12 protein-coding genes are annotated in these 14158 nt (G+C 69.7%); 9 read left to right on the forward strand and 3 right to left on the reverse strand.

Annotation, left to right across the window (positions count from 1 at the left end):
• Position 1 precedes the first annotated feature (1 nt).
• The 3 genes from moaC (at position 2) to lexA (ending at position 2530) form a co-directional block, all read left to right on the forward strand.
• The gene (gene moaC / locus IBL26_RS03095; RefSeq protein ID WP_367615360.1) at positions 2–493 is read left to right on the forward strand and encodes a cyclic pyranopterin monophosphate synthase MoaC; all 492 of its coding nucleotides are present in this window, start codon (positions 2–4) and stop codon (positions 491–493) included.
• 1 nt (position 494) lies between these two features.
• Entirely contained in the window at positions 495–1700 is a 1206-nt protein-coding gene (locus tag IBL26_RS03100; protein WP_187782978.1) for a molybdopterin molybdotransferase MoeA, read from the forward strand.
• Between the two features lie 101 nt (positions 1701–1801).
• The gene (gene lexA / locus IBL26_RS03105; protein WP_187782979.1) at positions 1802–2530 is read left to right on the forward strand and encodes a transcriptional repressor LexA; all 729 of its coding nucleotides are present in this window, start codon (positions 1802–1804) and stop codon (positions 2528–2530) included.
• 160 nt (positions 2531–2690) lie between these two features.
• On the opposite strand, the gene IBL26_RS03110 is transcribed toward lexA, so the two are convergent.
• On the reverse strand, positions 2691–4901 hold the full coding sequence (locus IBL26_RS03110) for a ComEC/Rec2 family competence protein (protein ID WP_241748942.1): 2211 nt from the start codon (positions 4899–4901) through the stop codon (positions 2691–2693).
• Between the two features lie 110 nt (positions 4902–5011).
• Between IBL26_RS03110 and gltX the strand changes: the two genes are divergently transcribed.
• From gltX to IBL26_RS03130, 4 genes are all read left to right on the forward strand, one after another.
• Positions 5012–6400: a glutamate--tRNA ligase gene (gene gltX, locus IBL26_RS03115; RefSeq protein WP_187782980.1), complete on the forward strand. Its 1389-nt coding sequence runs from the start codon at positions 5012–5014 to the stop codon at positions 6398–6400.
• A gap of 12 nt (positions 6401–6412) precedes the next feature.
• Positions 6413–7606, forward strand: coding sequence for a M20 aminoacylase family protein (locus IBL26_RS03120; RefSeq protein WP_187782981.1), 1194 nt, complete (start codon positions 6413–6415; stop codon positions 7604–7606).
• A gap of 36 nt (positions 7607–7642) precedes the next feature.
• Positions 7643–8104, forward strand: coding sequence for a hypothetical protein (locus IBL26_RS03125; RefSeq protein WP_241748944.1), 462 nt, complete (start codon positions 7643–7645; stop codon positions 8102–8104).
• Positions 8105–8404: 300 nt separating this feature from the next.
• On the forward strand, positions 8405–9175 hold the full coding sequence (locus tag IBL26_RS03130) for a DUF6065 family protein (RefSeq protein ID WP_187782983.1): 771 nt from the start codon (positions 8405–8407) through the stop codon (positions 9173–9175).
• A 78-nt stretch (positions 9176–9253) separates the two neighbouring features.
• Here IBL26_RS03130 and IBL26_RS03135 read toward each other — a convergent pair whose 3' ends face one another.
• On the reverse strand, positions 9254–10594 hold the full coding sequence (locus IBL26_RS03135; protein ID WP_187782984.1) for an ATP-binding protein: 1341 nt from the start codon (positions 10592–10594) through the stop codon (positions 9254–9256).
• A gap of 7 nt (positions 10595–10601) precedes the next feature.
• On the reverse strand, positions 10602–11381 hold the full coding sequence (locus IBL26_RS03140) for a response regulator (protein WP_241748945.1): 780 nt from the start codon (positions 11379–11381) through the stop codon (positions 10602–10604).
• A 183-nt stretch (positions 11382–11564) separates the two neighbouring features.
• Between IBL26_RS03140 and IBL26_RS03145 the strand changes: the two genes are divergently transcribed.
• Together IBL26_RS03145 and IBL26_RS03150 are read left to right on the forward strand one after the other, a co-directional pair.
• Positions 11565–12749, forward strand: a complete 1185-nt coding sequence (locus IBL26_RS03145) for an aminotransferase (protein WP_187782985.1) — start codon at positions 11565–11567, stop codon at positions 12747–12749.
• 166 nt (positions 12750–12915) lie between these two features.
• On the forward strand, positions 12916–14154 hold the full coding sequence (locus tag IBL26_RS03150; protein WP_187782986.1) for an ABC transporter substrate-binding protein: 1239 nt from the start codon (positions 12916–12918) through the stop codon (positions 14152–14154).
• Positions 14155–14158: the final 4 nt, after the last annotated feature.

Below are 14158 nucleotides of genomic sequence, written 5' to 3' on the forward strand. Positions count from 1 at the left end.
CGTGGCGCAGTCCGGCCTGACCCATTTCGACGCCGAGGGGAAGGCCGTGATGGTCGACGTCTCGGCCAAGGCGTCCACCACTCGCATCGCCATCGCCCGTGGCCGCGTGGTGATGGCGCCGGAGACGCTGGAGACCATCCGTGCCGGCGGCATCGGCAAGGGCGACGTGCTCGGCGTCGCCCGGCTGGCCGGCATCATGGGCGCCAAGCGGACATCCGACCTGATCCCGCTCTGCCACCCGCTGCCGCTCTCCTCCGTGAAGGTGGAGCTGGTGCCGGTGGCGCCGGATGCGGTGGAGATCGAGGCGATGGCCAAGACGACCGGCCAGACCGGGGTGGAGATGGAGGCGCTGACCGCCGTCACCGTCGCTGCGCTGACGGTGTACGACATGTGCAAGGCCATCGACCGCGGTATGCGGGTGGAGGCCGTGCGGCTGGTCCGCAAGGAAGGCGGCAAGTCCGGCCTTTGGGAAGCGCCAGGGGAAACCGCCTGAGATGCTCTCCGTCGAGGAAGCCCGTACCCGTATCCTGGGCGCGCTGGAACCGGTTGGTGCCGAGACCGTGGCGCTTTCCGAGGCCTGGGGCCGGGTCCTGGCGGCCCCGGTGCAGGCGCGGCTGACCCAGCCGCCGGCCGATGTCTCGGCCATGGATGGCTATGCGGTGCGTGCCGCCGATGCGGTGGAGGGTACCCGCCTGACGTTGGCCGGCACGGCGCCGGCTGGCCACCCCTTCCCCGGCAGTGTCGGCCCGGGCGAGGCCGTGCGGATCTTCACCGGCGCCGTGGTGCCGGCCGGTGCGGACGGCATCCTGCTGCAGGAAGACGCCGACGCTGCCGGCCAGTCGGTCCTGGTGAAGGAGACGGTTCGCGCCGGCCGCTGGATTCGCCCGGCCGGGCTGGACTTCGCGACCGACGAGACACTGCTGCCCGCCGGCCACCGGCTGACGGTGCGCGACATCGGCCTTGCCGCTGCCGGCAACCACCCCTGGCTCAGCGTGCATCGCGCCCCGCGCATCGGCATCCTGGCCACGGGCGACGAGATTTCCCTGCCGGGCGAGCCAGTCGGCCCCGGTGGCATCGTCTCCTCCAACGCGCATGCGCTGGCGGCGCTGGTGCGGGCAGCGGGCGGCGTGCCGCTGGTGCTGCCGATAGCACGCGATGACGTCGATGCCATTGCCGAGGCCGGGCGCGCAGCGCGCGGCTGCGACCTGTTGGTCACGACCGGTGGCGCCAGCGTCGGCGACCATGACCTGGTGCAGAAAGCGTTGCTGCCGGAAGGTTTCAAACTGGATTTCTGGCAGATCGCCATGCGGCCGGGCAAGCCGCTGATCTGGGGCCGCCTGGGCGAGACGCCGTTGATGGGCCTGCCGGGCAACCCGGTATCCAGCCTGGTCTGCGGCATCGTGTTCCTGTGGCCGGCGATCGCCGCGCTGGGTGGCCGGCCGAACCTGCTGCCGCCGCTGCGCCCGGCCCGACTGGCCGAGCCGCTGGCGGAGAACGACAAGCGGGCCGAATATATGCGCGCTCGCCTTTCCACCGCCGACGATGGCATGCTGCTGGCCGCAGCCTTTCCGAAGCAGGACAGTTCCATGCTGAAGACCATGGCGAGGGCGGATGCGCTGCTGTTACGCGCACCCCACGCCCCTGCCCTGGCGGCCGGCGCTGCTGTGGAAGTCATCGTCCTGAGTGAGCTAGGCCTTTGATGAGGCCCGAATCATGGTTGACCCGGTCACGAGAACTTTCGTAGAACATCCCCTATAGGTTTCCGGTTTGTTCGCCGGGATGCAAACAGGGAATTCGCCGTATGCTGACGCGCAAGCAGCACGAACTGCTGATGTTTATCGACCGTCACCTACGCGATACCGGCTTCTCCCCATCGTTCGAGGAGATGAAGGAAGCGCTTCGCCTGCGCTCCAAGTCCGGCATTCACCGACTGATCACGGCCCTGGAGGAACGCGGCTTCCTGCGCCGCCGCGCTCACCGCGCCCGCGCGCTGGAAGTGCTGCGCCTGCCGGAAGGCCTGAAGCAGAGCCCGGGGGAGACGATGGCGCGGACCTCGGCCCTCGCCGCACCGTCCATGCCCACCAACGTCATCCGCGGCAATTTCGCCCCCAACCTGCCCGGCGTGCAGCGCGCTGCGGCGGAAGCCGCTGCGGTACATCTGCCGCTCTACGGCCGTATCGCCGCCGGCCAGCCGATCGAGGCATTGCGGGACCAGGGCAGCAGTGTCGAAGTTCCGGCGGCCCTGCTGGCCTCTGGCGAACACTACGCGCTGGAAGTTTCCGGTGATTCCATGACCGGCATCGGCATCCTGGACGGCGACACCGTCATCATCCGCCGGGGCGAGGTCGCCGAGAATGGCGACGTGGTCGTGGCGCTGGTGGATGAGAACGAGGTGACGCTGAAGACGCTGCGCCGCCATCGCAGCTCCATCGCGCTGGAAGCGGCCAACCCAGCTTATGAGACGCGCATTTTTGGCCCGGACCGCGTCAAGGTGCAGGGCAAGCTGATCGGGCTGCTGCGCCGCTACTAGAGCGTGATGGCTTGAGGTGAAATCACCGAAAAGCCTGAATCACGCGATCAAACAAAAACTCGGAGCATGGTGGGTGAACGAATGTGAACGCATCATGCTCTGAACGCGCTCAGACCCTGTCGAGACCATGTCCGCTGCCTTCACTGGCAGCGGACATTTTTTATGGCGCCTCGGGCGTGGCCGCCGCCCGTTGCCAGGCTGGTACCGGCTGCGGCGGCACCCAGGGGCGCGCACCGCGCCAGTCGCGGTCCGTGACGATACGAACCCCTTCCGGCGAGAGCCAGATAGCGTGCGGCCCGTTCCGCCAGACGCTGAAGCGGTCCACCGACACCACCCCCCGGCAGCGGCCACGGATTGGCTCCGGCGAGAGCAGCAGGGCGGCCTGGCCGCAATAGGGCTGTGCCTGCAAGGGTGCCGCGGTTTCGCCCCTGCGGGCCTTCTGCGGGCGGAGCAGCAGTACCTTCGGCCCGTCCGCCGCCAGTTGCACGGCACAGGTGGCGGCATCGCAATGGATGGCGCCGCCGGCGGCATCGCCGGCCGCGGGCAGCAGGCTCGCGCCTTCCTCCCCCCAGCCGCGCAGCCAGGATTCCCGTACCAGGGCGGAGGCGCCGCTGGCCCGTTGCAGCACCACGCCCTCGGCCGTGCGGAATGCGATCAGCCGCGCGTCGGACGACACCAAAATGTCTGGCGGCGTCACCCAGGCGGCGGAGCTGATGCCCAGCAGCATCAGCGGCACCCCCAGCAGGCGCCAGCGCTGCTGCCACAGGCACAGCCACAGCATGCCCAAGGTGGTGAGGATCAGCCCCCAGACCGGGATCGGCGCCGCCAACATGGCCGCCCCCGGCCAGGCCGCGACGGTACGGGCCACCAGCAAGGTGCCCTCCACCCCCCAGCCCATCAGAATCAGCGGCCAGGCTTCCAGCCCGAAGGGCATCAGCGCCACGGCGGCCATGCCCGCCGGCATCACCAGGATGGAGGTCAGCGGGATCGCCACCGCGTTGGCGGCGACGCCGTAGAGCTGCAGGCGGCCGAAATGGTGCAGCCCGTAGGGAGTGGTGGCCAGCCCGGCGAGGATGGAGGTGAAGGTCAGGCCGATCAGCAGCATGGCCGGCTTGCGCCACCAGCCCTTCTGCGCCCGCCAGCGCGCCATGGCCGGGCCGCTCCACTCCGCGCCGGCGATCAGCGCCATCACGGCAGCGAAGCTCATCTGGAAGGATGGGCCGGTCAGTGCCGCCGGCTGGATGGCCATCACGGCGAAGGCGGCGACGGACAGGGTGCGGAGGGAGAGCGCCCGGCGGCCGATCAACACCCCCAGCGTTACCACCGCCGCCATGGCAAAGCTGCGCAGCATGGGCACCTGCCCGCCGGTCAGCAGCACATAGCCCAGGCCGAGTAACAGGCTGCCCGGCGTGGCCACCACCTTGCTGTCCACCCGCAGCGCCAGCCATGGCACCAGCGCCACCAGGAAGCGGATGACGCCGAAACCCAGCCCCATCACCACGGCAATATGCAGGCCGGAGACGGAAAGCAGGTGCGCCAGCCCGGAATCCCGCATCGCCGCCATGTCCGGCTTCGGGATGCCGGTCTGCGAGCCGGTGATCAACGCGGACGACACCGCGCCGGCCCCGCCCGGGATCTGCGCGGTGATGCGGCCTTCGATCACCCGGCGCAGACGCGCAAAAGGCGAGGCCGGCTCCGGCTCCCCCAGCCGCTCCGCACTGCCGAGCGCGAAGCCGGAGCCGCCGAGGCCCTGGAAGAAGGCGGTGCGCTGGAAGTCCCAGGCGCCGGGGTGGGCCGGCATCGCCGGTTCCCGCACCAGGGCGCGCACCCGCAGATGGTCCCCCGGCATCGGCTGCAGCGGGTCGTTGGTGCGCAGGCGGATGCGGATCTGCCGGGGCAGGATGGGCTCGCCCGGGCCCAGCCGCGCGGCGGCCAGGGTGACGCGCACGCCCTCAGGCAATGCATCGACATCCTCGACCACGCCTTCCAGCATTACCGCCTTGCTCGGCAGGTCCAGGGGCGGCGGCAGGCGGGCGGTGTGCCAAGCGGCGAGCGCGAAGCCCAGCGCCGCCGCGCCGGCCAGGCCGGTGGCCCAGGCCGCCAGCGGGAAGCGCCACAGCAGCAGCACCGCCAGCGCCAGCAACGGCCAGGGCAACCACAGCCAGCCGGTCCCCGGTTCCTCCAGCAGGTTGAAATAGGCGGCGACGCCAGCGCCCATCGCCACCGGCAGCCAGAGCGGCAGGCGCTGCCATTCCCGCGCCAACAGGCCATGCAGCAGCGCCGCCCAGCGCAGGGGCGCGGCCACCCAGGCCGGCCATTCCATCCCGGCCGGCCACAGCAGTTTCACGCGAAGCGCGGCAAGGGCCTGCATCGATATTCAACCTCCACGCGCACTCTACAGCAGAGGTGGTGCATGGTAGAAGCAGAGGTCCTGAGGAAATCTCGCGAGCCGATGGGCTCGAAGGAATTTGGCTGAGCCCTATGACCGTACGCACCCGCTTCGCACCCTCCCCGACCGGGTATCTGCACATCGGGGGCGCGCGCACCGCGCTCTTCAATTACCTCTTCGCACGGCACCACGGTGGCCAGTACCTGCTGCGGATCGAGGATACCGATAAGGCCCGCAGCACCCAGGAAGCGGTCGAGCAGATCCTCAAGAGCCTGGACTGGCTGGGCCTCAGCCCCGACGAACCGCCGGTGATGCAGAGCGAGCGCGAAGCCCGCCATGCCGAAGTTGCGCATGAGCTGCTGGCCGCCGGCAAGGCGTATCACTGCTACTGCACCGCCGAGGAGCTGGTGGAGATGCGGGAGAAGGCGATCGCCGAGAAGCGCCCGCCCCGCTACGACGGCCGTTGGCGCGACCGCGACCCGTCCGAGGCCCCGGCCGGCGTAAAGCCTTCCATCCGCATCAAGGCCCCGCGTGAGGGCGAGATGGTGATCCGCGACCTGGTGCAGGGCGATGTCCGCGTCCAGTGCAGCGAGCTGGACGACCTGATCATCCTGCGCTCGGACGGCACGCCGACCTACCTGCACGCCGTGGTGGTCGATGACCACGACATGGCCATCACCCATGTCATCCGCGGCGACGACCATCTGACCAACACCTTCCGCCAGGCGCTGATCTACGACGCCATGGGCTGGACGCGGCCGCATTTCGCCCACATCCCGCTGATCCATGGCGCGGATGGCGCCAAGCTCTCCAAGCGCCACGGCGCCGTGGGCGCGCTGGAATTCCGCGAGCAGGGCTTCCTGCCGGAAGCGGTGTGCAACTACCTGCTGCGCCTCGGCTGGGGTCATGGGGACGAGGAGTTCGTGCCGCGTGAGCGTGCGATCGAGCTGTTCGACCTGAAGGATGTCGGCCGCGCCGCCAGCCGGATGGACTACGCCAAGCTGACGCACCTGAATTCCCAGTACCTGCGCCAGAAGGACCCGGATGCGGTGACGGGCGACGTGCTCGCCATCCTGCGCGGGCGTGGCCCGTTGCCGGAAGGCGCCGTCAGCACCATCCGCGCCCTGATGCCGGACATCATGCCGCGCGCCCGCACGCTGGTGGAAGCCGCCGACATGTGCGGCTTCGCCACAGCCAGCATCCCCCTGACCTTCGAGCCGAAGGCGCAGGCGCAGCTGACCGACGACGCCAAGGCGCGCCTGCGCGACCTGGCCGAGTTCCTGGAAGACGCGCCGTGGGAGCGCGAGGACCTGGACAAGTGGCTGCGCGACTATGCCGAGGTGAAGGACATCAAGCTGGGCGCCGTGGCGCAGCCGCTGCGCGCCGCGCTGACCGGCAGCACCCAGTCGCCGCCGATCGACGCCGTGTTGTTCGCGCTCGGCAAGGGCGAGGCGCTCGCCCGTATCCGTGCTGCCGCCTGAGGGAAATCCAAGATGAACGAAACGCTCCTCACCTCCCTGCGTGACCTGCAGCCCGGACTGGCTGCGATCCGGCAGGATATCCACGCCCATCCCGAGATCGGCATGGAGGAGGAGCGGACCGCCGCCCTCGTCGCCGCCAAGCTGAAGGAATTCGGCCTGGAGGTGACGGAAGGCGTCGGCAAGACCGGCGTCGTCGCCACGCTGAAGGGACGCCTGCCCGGCCAGCGCGCCATCGGCCTGCGCGCGGACATGGACGCGCTGCTGATCCATGAGGCGACCGGCCTGCCCTACGCGTCCGCCAACCAGGGCAAGATGCATGCCTGCGGGCATGACGGCCACACCACCATGCTGCTGGGCGCCGCGCAGTACCTGTCCCAGAACCCGGATTTCGGCGGCACCGTCCACTTCATCTTCCAGCCGGCCGAGGAAGGCCGCGGCGGCGCCGTCGCCATGCTGAAGGACAAGCTGTTCGAGCGCTTCCCGGTCGATGCCGTCTACGGGCTGCACAACCAGCCGGGCCTGCCGCTGGGCCAGTTCGCCACCCGCACCGGCCCGTCCCTGGCCGCCAGCGACGGCTGGGAAGTCACCTTCAGCGGCACCGGCGGCCATGGCGGCGCGACGCCGCACCTTTCCACCGATGTTACCATCGTGCTGGCGCAGTTCATCATGGCGCTGCAGACCATCGTCAGCCGCAACGTGGCCGCGGTGGAAGCCGCCGTCATCAGCGTCGGCGCGATCGAGGGCGGTGCTTTCGGCTCCACCAACGTCATGCCGGCCAAGATGCGCATCGGCGGCACCGCCCGCAGCTACCTGCCCGAGGTGCGGGACCTGATGGAGCGCCGCATCGGCGAGCTGGCGCACAGCGTGGCCGCCACTTTCGGCTGCACCGCCGAGCCCAGCTACCGCCGCGGCACCACCGCGCTGTTCAACCACCCGGAGCAGACCGTCACCTCCATCGCCGCCGCCACCGCGCTGGTCGGCGCCGACAAGGTGGAGCCGAACGCGGCGCCGGTGACGGGCGGCGAGGATTTCGCCTTCATGCTGGAAGCGCGCCCCGGTTCCTTCGTATTCATGGGCCAGGGCGCCGGCGGCGCGACCTCCGAGGGGCTGCACACGCCCACCTACAACTTCAACGACGACGCCATTCCCTACGGTGTCGGCTACTGGGTCAGCCTGGTGCAGCAGGAGATGGGCGAGGCGCGCTAAGCGCCTGTGCCGGGAGAGGAGAGAAGGATGCACGGTATGCGGCGTTGGGCGATCATGCTGGGTCTGGGCGCGGTGCTCGCCACGGCCACCCTCCACCCGGGCGAGGCGCAGCAGCCTGCCTCCCCCGCCCCGGCCGGCCCGCCGCATGCCTGGCTCTACGGCACCTGGACCGGCGGCATCTTCCCCGCGACAGAAACCCAGGGCGCGGCCTGCCTGGGCCAGCCCAGCGTGGTGTTCACCCGGGACGTGATCCTGCGCAGCTCGCCGCTGGACATCACCTTCCGCCAGCGGCTGGTGGAAACCGCGACCGCCACGCCCACCGGCGTCGATTTCCGCCTGGTGCCGGTCGGCCCCACCCAGGGCGGCCGCGTGCCGCCGGGCGTCGGCTTCGGCTGCGCCGACCCGAACACCCTGCGCGTCGAGCGCCGGGGTGACAACGAGATCGTCTTCCCGGATTGCGAGGAATTTCCCTCGCCTCTGAAGCGCTGCATGCCCTGAGGAGGAAGAGGGTCCGGGGAAGGAATTCCCCGGACCCTCCTTTTTTCTGCCGGTTTCCGGGATGCGCGTGCTGGGACGGAATTATAGGACTTCGCCTTCAACGGCAGGTTTGAATTATCTTCGAGATCCCAAAATTTGCTTTTTATAGCGACATCTTTGCATCGACCTTACTTCATCCCACGGCCATAGGCTGGGCGCCACACCGCAAGGCCTTCCCCCCGCCATCGTCCGCCCGTTCAGCAAAGTTTAAGCGCCAGGCACTATCCTTCGTGGAGACGACACCGCGAGGAGGAGGCCAGAATGGCCACCGATGCCCCAGACCGCCGGCTGATTGCCTACAGGCTGGACCGGCCTCTGCCGCGCATTCAGCCCGCGCCGGTGCGGCGGGACTGGATGGATGCCACGCCGCAATCCTTCGCCTATCGCTGCCTGCCGCTGACCATCGCCAATAGCCATGGCTGGGTGGTGCTGGGGGAGAACACCTTCGATGCGGTGTGGAACGGCGGAGACCGCGCGGACGACATCGCGTTGAAGTTCCTGCACCAGGAAGGGCCGGCGCCGGTCAGCCATTTCGGCTCCGGCATCCTCACTTTCCATATCGATGCGCTGCTGCGTACGCCGCCGGGCATGAATCTCTGGGTGTCCGGCCCGCCGAACCAACCAAAGGACGGCATCGCCCCGCTATCCGGCGTGGTGGAGGCCGATTGGGCGCCGATGACCTTCACCATGAACTGGCGCTTTACCCGCCCCTTTCACTCGGTACGGTTCCAGGCAGGGGAGCCGATCTGCTTCTTTTTCCCCGTGCCGCGCGACATTGTCCGCCAGACCCGGCCGGAAACCCGCGTGCTGGCCGATGAGCCGGACCTGCACGCCGCGCACCACACCTGGCGGGAAGCGCGCGGCAGCTTCAACGCGGCGCTGCAGCAGGAAGGCAGCGCGGCGCGGGCGGAGGGCTGGCAGCGGCATTACCATCGCGGCCAGTGCCCGGCAGGGATGATGGCCCAACACGGCCACACCACCCGCTTACACGCCCTGCCCTTTCCGGCGCCGGACGGCGAAGGCGGGACTTAGCGCTTACTCGCCATGCGCGAGGGCGGCGGATACGCGCGAAACGCGCCTCCGCCTGATCGGACCTGTGGCGACCACGCTCTAGACCGGCAGCGTCGCCACGGCGGAAAGGCCGCCTTCCGCCCGGTTTCGCAGCACCACATCGCCGCCATGGGCCCGCAGGATGTTGCGGGCGATCGGCAGGCCCAGTCCGGTGCCGCCGGTCTCCCGGTTGCGGCTGGTCTCCAGCCGGCGGAAAGGCTGGAACACCGCTTCCAGGGATTCCTCGGGGATACCCTGGCCACTATCTTCCACCCGCAGGGTCAGCAGGCCGTTGGCGGGCTGCTCCATCGTCACCCAGGCATTACCGCCGTAGTTGAGGGCGTTGTTCACCAGATTGGCCAGCGCCCGCTTCAGCGCGATCGGCCGGCCACGGATGCGCTGGCGGTCTGGCCCCTCATAGGCAATCGCCTCCGGCGGCAGTTCCGGGCGGGCGTCGGCGGCTTCGTCCAGCACGGTGCGGCACAGGGCGGCCAGGTCCAGCGCGACTGAGGGCTCGGTGGCGGAATCGTCCCGGGCGAAGGCCAGGGTGGCGTTCACCATCGCCTCCATCTCATCGAGATCGGAGAGCATTTTGCGGCGCTGCTCGTCGTCGTCGAGGAACTCGGCGCGCAGCCGCAGACGGGTGATGGGAGTGCGCAGGTCGTGGCCGATGGCCGCCAGCATCTGCGTGCGGTCGCCGACGAAGCGGCGGATGCGCTCCGCCATGGTGTTGAAGGCCCGGGCGGCGGTGGCCACCTCACTCGGCCCGTCCTCCGGCAGAGGTGGCGCGTTCACGTCACGGCCCAGCCGGTCGGCGGCGCGGGCCAGGGCGGAAACCGGGCGGGTCAGCCGCCGCACCGCCCACAGAATCAGCGCCAGCGCCGCGCCGGTCATCAGCGCGAAGGCGATCAGGAAGGTCTCGGAATGCCAGGGGCGCGGCGGCGGCAGCGTCAGCCACATGTTCAACCATGGCCCGTCCGGCAGCCGCATGGCGACGACCAGGGTGCCAGGGCGCGGCGCGGCGGCCACCAGCGCCTCCCGCGGCCGGAAGCGCGGCGGGCTGGAGGCGATGAGGTCCAGTTGGAACAGTCGCACCAGGGAGAGCGGCGCGCGGGGCATGCCGGGGCGCACCGCCGGGTATTCGGCGATGTCGGCCGCCAGCCCGTCCGGCATCTCGATATCAAACAGCATGGCCTCTCGCCGGTCGGGCGGGGCAAGCAGCATGGTGCGCCAGATGCCGAAGGCGCGTGCCGTGATCTCGCGTGAGACGCCCAGGCGCTGCACGTCCACACGGTCCAGCGCATGGATGGTCAGCCCCGCCCCCTGCACCAGCATCAGGGCGAGGCTGAGAAACACGGCGGTGCGGGCGGCCAGGCTGCGCGGCAGGAAGCGTCGCATCATGCGCAGGTCACCCGATGGCGTCCCGGGCAGGCTCCCCGGCAGGCTCCTGCGCGGCGTCGTCGGTGCGCTCGCTCTTGTCCACGGTGGCGGCCAGCACGTATCCGCCGCCGCGCACCGTCTTGATCAGGCTGGGGTTGCGCCCGTCATCCTCCAGCTTGCGGCGGAGGCGTGAGACGGCGACATCGATGGCACGGTCGAACGGCCCGGCCTGGCGGCCGCGCAGCAGGTCCATCAGCATGTCGCGCGTCAGCACGCGGTTGGGGCGCTCCACCAGCACCATCAGCAACTCATACTCGCCACCGGTCAGCGGCACCTCGACGCCGTCAGGGTTCAGCAGGCGGCGGCGGGCGGGCTCCAGCGTCCAGTTGGCGAAGCGGATCGCCTTGGGCGGCGGCTCCTGGCTGCTGCCGCTCTCGCCATTGGCGCGGCGGAGCACGGCGCGAATGCGGGCCAGCAATTCGCGCGGGTTAAAGGGCTTGGCGACGTAGTCGTCCGCCCCCAGTTCCAGCCCGACGATGCGGTCTGTCTCCTCGCTCATCGCCGTCAGCATGACGATGGGGACATCCGATTGCGCCCGCAGCCAGCGGGCGAAATCCAGGCCGGACTCGCCTGGCAGCATCAGGTCCAGCACCACGAGGTGGTACCGGCCGAGCGGCCAGAGCCGGCGGGCCTCCCGCGCATCGCGCGCGGCGGTGACGCGACAGGACTGCCGTTCGAGGAATTTCGATAGCAGATCACGGATTTCCCGGTCGTCATCGACGACGAGGATGTGCGGAGGCGGTTCCATGGTTTCGACCATAGCCTCGATATAGTGTGGGCGTCGGAGGCTATTGTAACAGGATTTTGCCAGACTGTACCGGGTTTCCATTCGTATCATTTCGGTCAGTTTCGCCGCGAAGCTTCGGGCGTAGCCGGTTGGCGAGCAGACCGGTTGGCGCCGGGCCGGTTTCCTGCCACCTTGCGCCGCATCATGCCGAGTTTCCGCCTCTCCGCCCGCGTGGCGGCCACCGACGCGCCGCCCATTCCCGCCGCCCGTGCCTGGGCCGCCCGCTATGCCGGCGCGGCCGGGCCGATGATCGACCTGACCCAGGCGGTGCCCGGCTATCCGCCGCATCCGGAGATGCTGGAACGGCTGTCCAGCGCCGCCGGCAGCCGCGCCTGCGCCGGCTACGGTGCCATCGACGGCGATGAGCCTTTGCGGGAAGCGCTGGCGGGGGAACTGACGGCGTTCTACCGCGCCCCCTTCTCGGCCGGCGATGTCGCCATCACCGCCGGCTGCAACCTGGCCTTCACCATGGCCATGACAGTGCTGGCCGGCAGCGGCGATGCCGTGCTGCTGCCCACCCCCTGGTACTTCAACCACCGTATGGCACTGGAGCTGCTGGGCATCGAGGCCCAGCCCTTCGAGACCCGCGCGGAGGATGGCTTCGTGCCGGACCCGGAGCGGCTGGCGGCGGCGTTGACCCCGCGGACCCGGGCCGTGGTGCTGGTCAGCCCCAACAACCCGACCGGCGCCATCTACCCGGCCGCCATCATCGCCCGCATCGCCGAGATCTGTCGCGCGCGTGGCATCTGGCTGGTGCTGGACGAGACCTATCGCGACTTCTTGCCCGAGGCCGGCACGCCGCCGCACACCCTGTTCCAGGACCCGGAATGGCGAGACGGCGTGGTGCAGCTCTATTCCTTCGCCAAGTCCTACTGCATCCCGGGCCATCGCGTCGGCGCGGTGGTGGCGGGCGGCGCCTTCCGCAAGGAGTTGGCGAAGGTGCTGGACACCATGCAGATCTGCCCCGCCCGCCCCGCCCAGGCGGCCCTGGCCTGGGCTATCCCGGCCTTGCGGGACTGGCGCGCCGGCAACCGTGCCATCATGGCCGGGCGCGCCAGCGCCTTCCGCGCCGCGATGGCGCAGTTGCCGGAGTGGAAGATCGACGCGCTGGGCACCTACTTCGCCTATCTGCGCCTGCCGGACGGCGCGCCGGATGCCTTGCGGACGGCCGAAGCCCTCGCCGCCACCCAGGGCCTGCTCAGCCTGCCCGGCCCGTTCTTCGGCCCGGGGCAGCAGCGGCACCTGCGGCTAGCCTTCGCGAATGCCGAGGAAAGCGCACTGGCCGCCATGCCGGCCCGGCTCGCCGCCCTGGGTGCAGTCCCGGCCTGAATGGCGGTCCGGCGGCGGGTGCACCCCCGGCGGCCACGGACTAAGCTCGTGCCTGCTTTTGCGATGCCCGGTTGCGGCTGCTCAGGCTGCCAGGGATCGCATTCCGACCATCTTGTCATCCATGCCGGATGGCGCGATGGGTGGCGTCCGTAAAAGGAAGACCGCGATGTCCGATAGCCTCCTCTCCCTCCGTCGCCGCATGCTGCTGGGCGGCCTGGCCGCGGGCGTGGCGGGACATGCCCTGGCGCGGCCTGCCGTCGCCCAGGGCAGTGGCCCCATCCGCATCGGCGAGATCAATTCCTACACCGCGCAGCCCGCCTTCCTCGGCCCCTACCGCAACGGCTGGATCCTGGCGCAGGAGCAGATCAACGCCGCCGGCGGCATCAACGGCCGCCCGCTGGAGACCTTGCACCGGGACGATGCCGGCAAGCCGGAAGACGCCATCCGCATCGCCGGTGAACTGGTGAACGCCGAGAAAGTGGCCTTCATCGCCGGCGGCTATCTCTCCAATGTCGGGCTGGCGCTGGGTGATTACGCGCTGCAGAACAAAATCCTCTACGCGGCGGGTGAGCCGCTGACGGACGCGCTCGTCTGGTCCAAGGGCAACCGCTACACCTTCCGCCTGCGCCCCAGCACCTACATGCAGGCCGCGATGCTGGTGGAAGAAGCCGCCAAGCTGCCCGCGAAGCGCTGGGCCACCGTGGCGCCCAACTACGAGTACGGCCAGTCCGCCGTGCGCTGGTTCCGCGAGTTGCTGCAGAAGGCCAAGCCGGATGTCGAGTTCGTCGGCGAGCAGTTCCCCGCCCTCGGCCGCATCGATGCCGGCGCGACGGTGCAGGCGCTGGAGCGGATGCGGCCGGATGCCATCTTCAATGTCACCTTTGGCGTGGACCTCACCAACTTCGTCCGCCAGGGCAATACGCGCGGGCTGTTCGAGAACCGCACCGTCGCCTCCATGCTGAGCGGCGAGCCGGAGTACCTGGAGCCACTGGGGGAGGAATGCCCCGAAGGCTGGATCGTCACCGGCTACCCGCGCGACTCGCTGGAGAACCCGGTGCACACCGCCTTCCGCGAAGCCTACCGCAAGCGTTTCAACGAGGCGCCGAAATGCGGCTCCGTCGTCGGCTACGACCTGGTGCTGGCCATCGCCGCCATGCTGAAGAAGGCCGGCAGCACGCAGACGGAAGCGATGGTCGATGCGTTCGAAGGCATCCGCTACCCCACCGCCTACGGCACCGGCGAGGTAGAGTTCCGCAAGATCGACCACCAGGCGACGCTAGGCTGCTTCGTCGGCCGCACCAAGCTGAACGGCCGCATTGGCGGCATGGTGGATTGGCGCTACGCCGACGGCGCCAACTACCTGCCGGCGGATGACGTGGTCCGGGGCTGGCGTCCGCAGGGGTAGCACG

It is taken from the genome of Teichococcus aerophilus, from assembly GCF_014490485.1.
Taxonomy (GTDB): domain Bacteria; phylum Pseudomonadota; class Alphaproteobacteria; order Acetobacterales; family Acetobacteraceae; genus Pseudoroseomonas; species Pseudoroseomonas aerophila.

What these genes read in the sequence shown, in the direction of transcription:
- IBL26_RS03100 (WP_187782978.1), top strand. Translation starts at nt 495, where the DNA reads ATGCTCTCCGTCGAGGAAGCCCGTACCCGTATCCTGGGCGCGCTGGAA.
- lexA (WP_187782979.1), top strand. Translation starts at nt 1,802, where the DNA reads ATGCTGACGCGCAAGCAGCACGAACTGCTGATGTTTATCGACCGTCAC.
- IBL26_RS03110 (WP_241748942.1), bottom strand. Translation starts at nt 4,901, where the DNA reads ATGCAGGCCCTTGCCGCGCTTCGCGTGAAACTGCTGTGGCCGGCCGGG.
- gltX (WP_187782980.1), top strand. Translation starts at nt 5,012, where the DNA reads ATGACCGTACGCACCCGCTTCGCACCCTCCCCGACCGGGTATCTGCAC.
- IBL26_RS03120 (WP_187782981.1), top strand. Translation starts at nt 6,413, where the DNA reads ATGAACGAAACGCTCCTCACCTCCCTGCGTGACCTGCAGCCCGGACTG.
- IBL26_RS03125 (WP_241748944.1), top strand. Translation starts at nt 7,643, where the DNA reads ATGCGGCGTTGGGCGATCATGCTGGGTCTGGGCGCGGTGCTCGCCACG.
- IBL26_RS03130 (WP_187782983.1), top strand. Translation starts at nt 8,405, where the DNA reads ATGGCCACCGATGCCCCAGACCGCCGGCTGATTGCCTACAGGCTGGAC.
- IBL26_RS03135 (WP_187782984.1), bottom strand. Translation starts at nt 10,594, where the DNA reads ATGATGCGACGCTTCCTGCCGCGCAGCCTGGCCGCCCGCACCGCCGTG.
- IBL26_RS03140 (WP_241748945.1), bottom strand. Translation starts at nt 11,381, where the DNA reads ATGGAACCGCCTCCGCACATCCTCGTCGTCGATGACGACCGGGAAATC.
- IBL26_RS03145 (WP_187782985.1), top strand. Translation starts at nt 11,565, where the DNA reads ATGCCGAGTTTCCGCCTCTCCGCCCGCGTGGCGGCCACCGACGCGCCG.
- IBL26_RS03150 (WP_187782986.1), top strand. Translation starts at nt 12,916, where the DNA reads ATGTCCGATAGCCTCCTCTCCCTCCGTCGCCGCATGCTGCTGGGCGGC.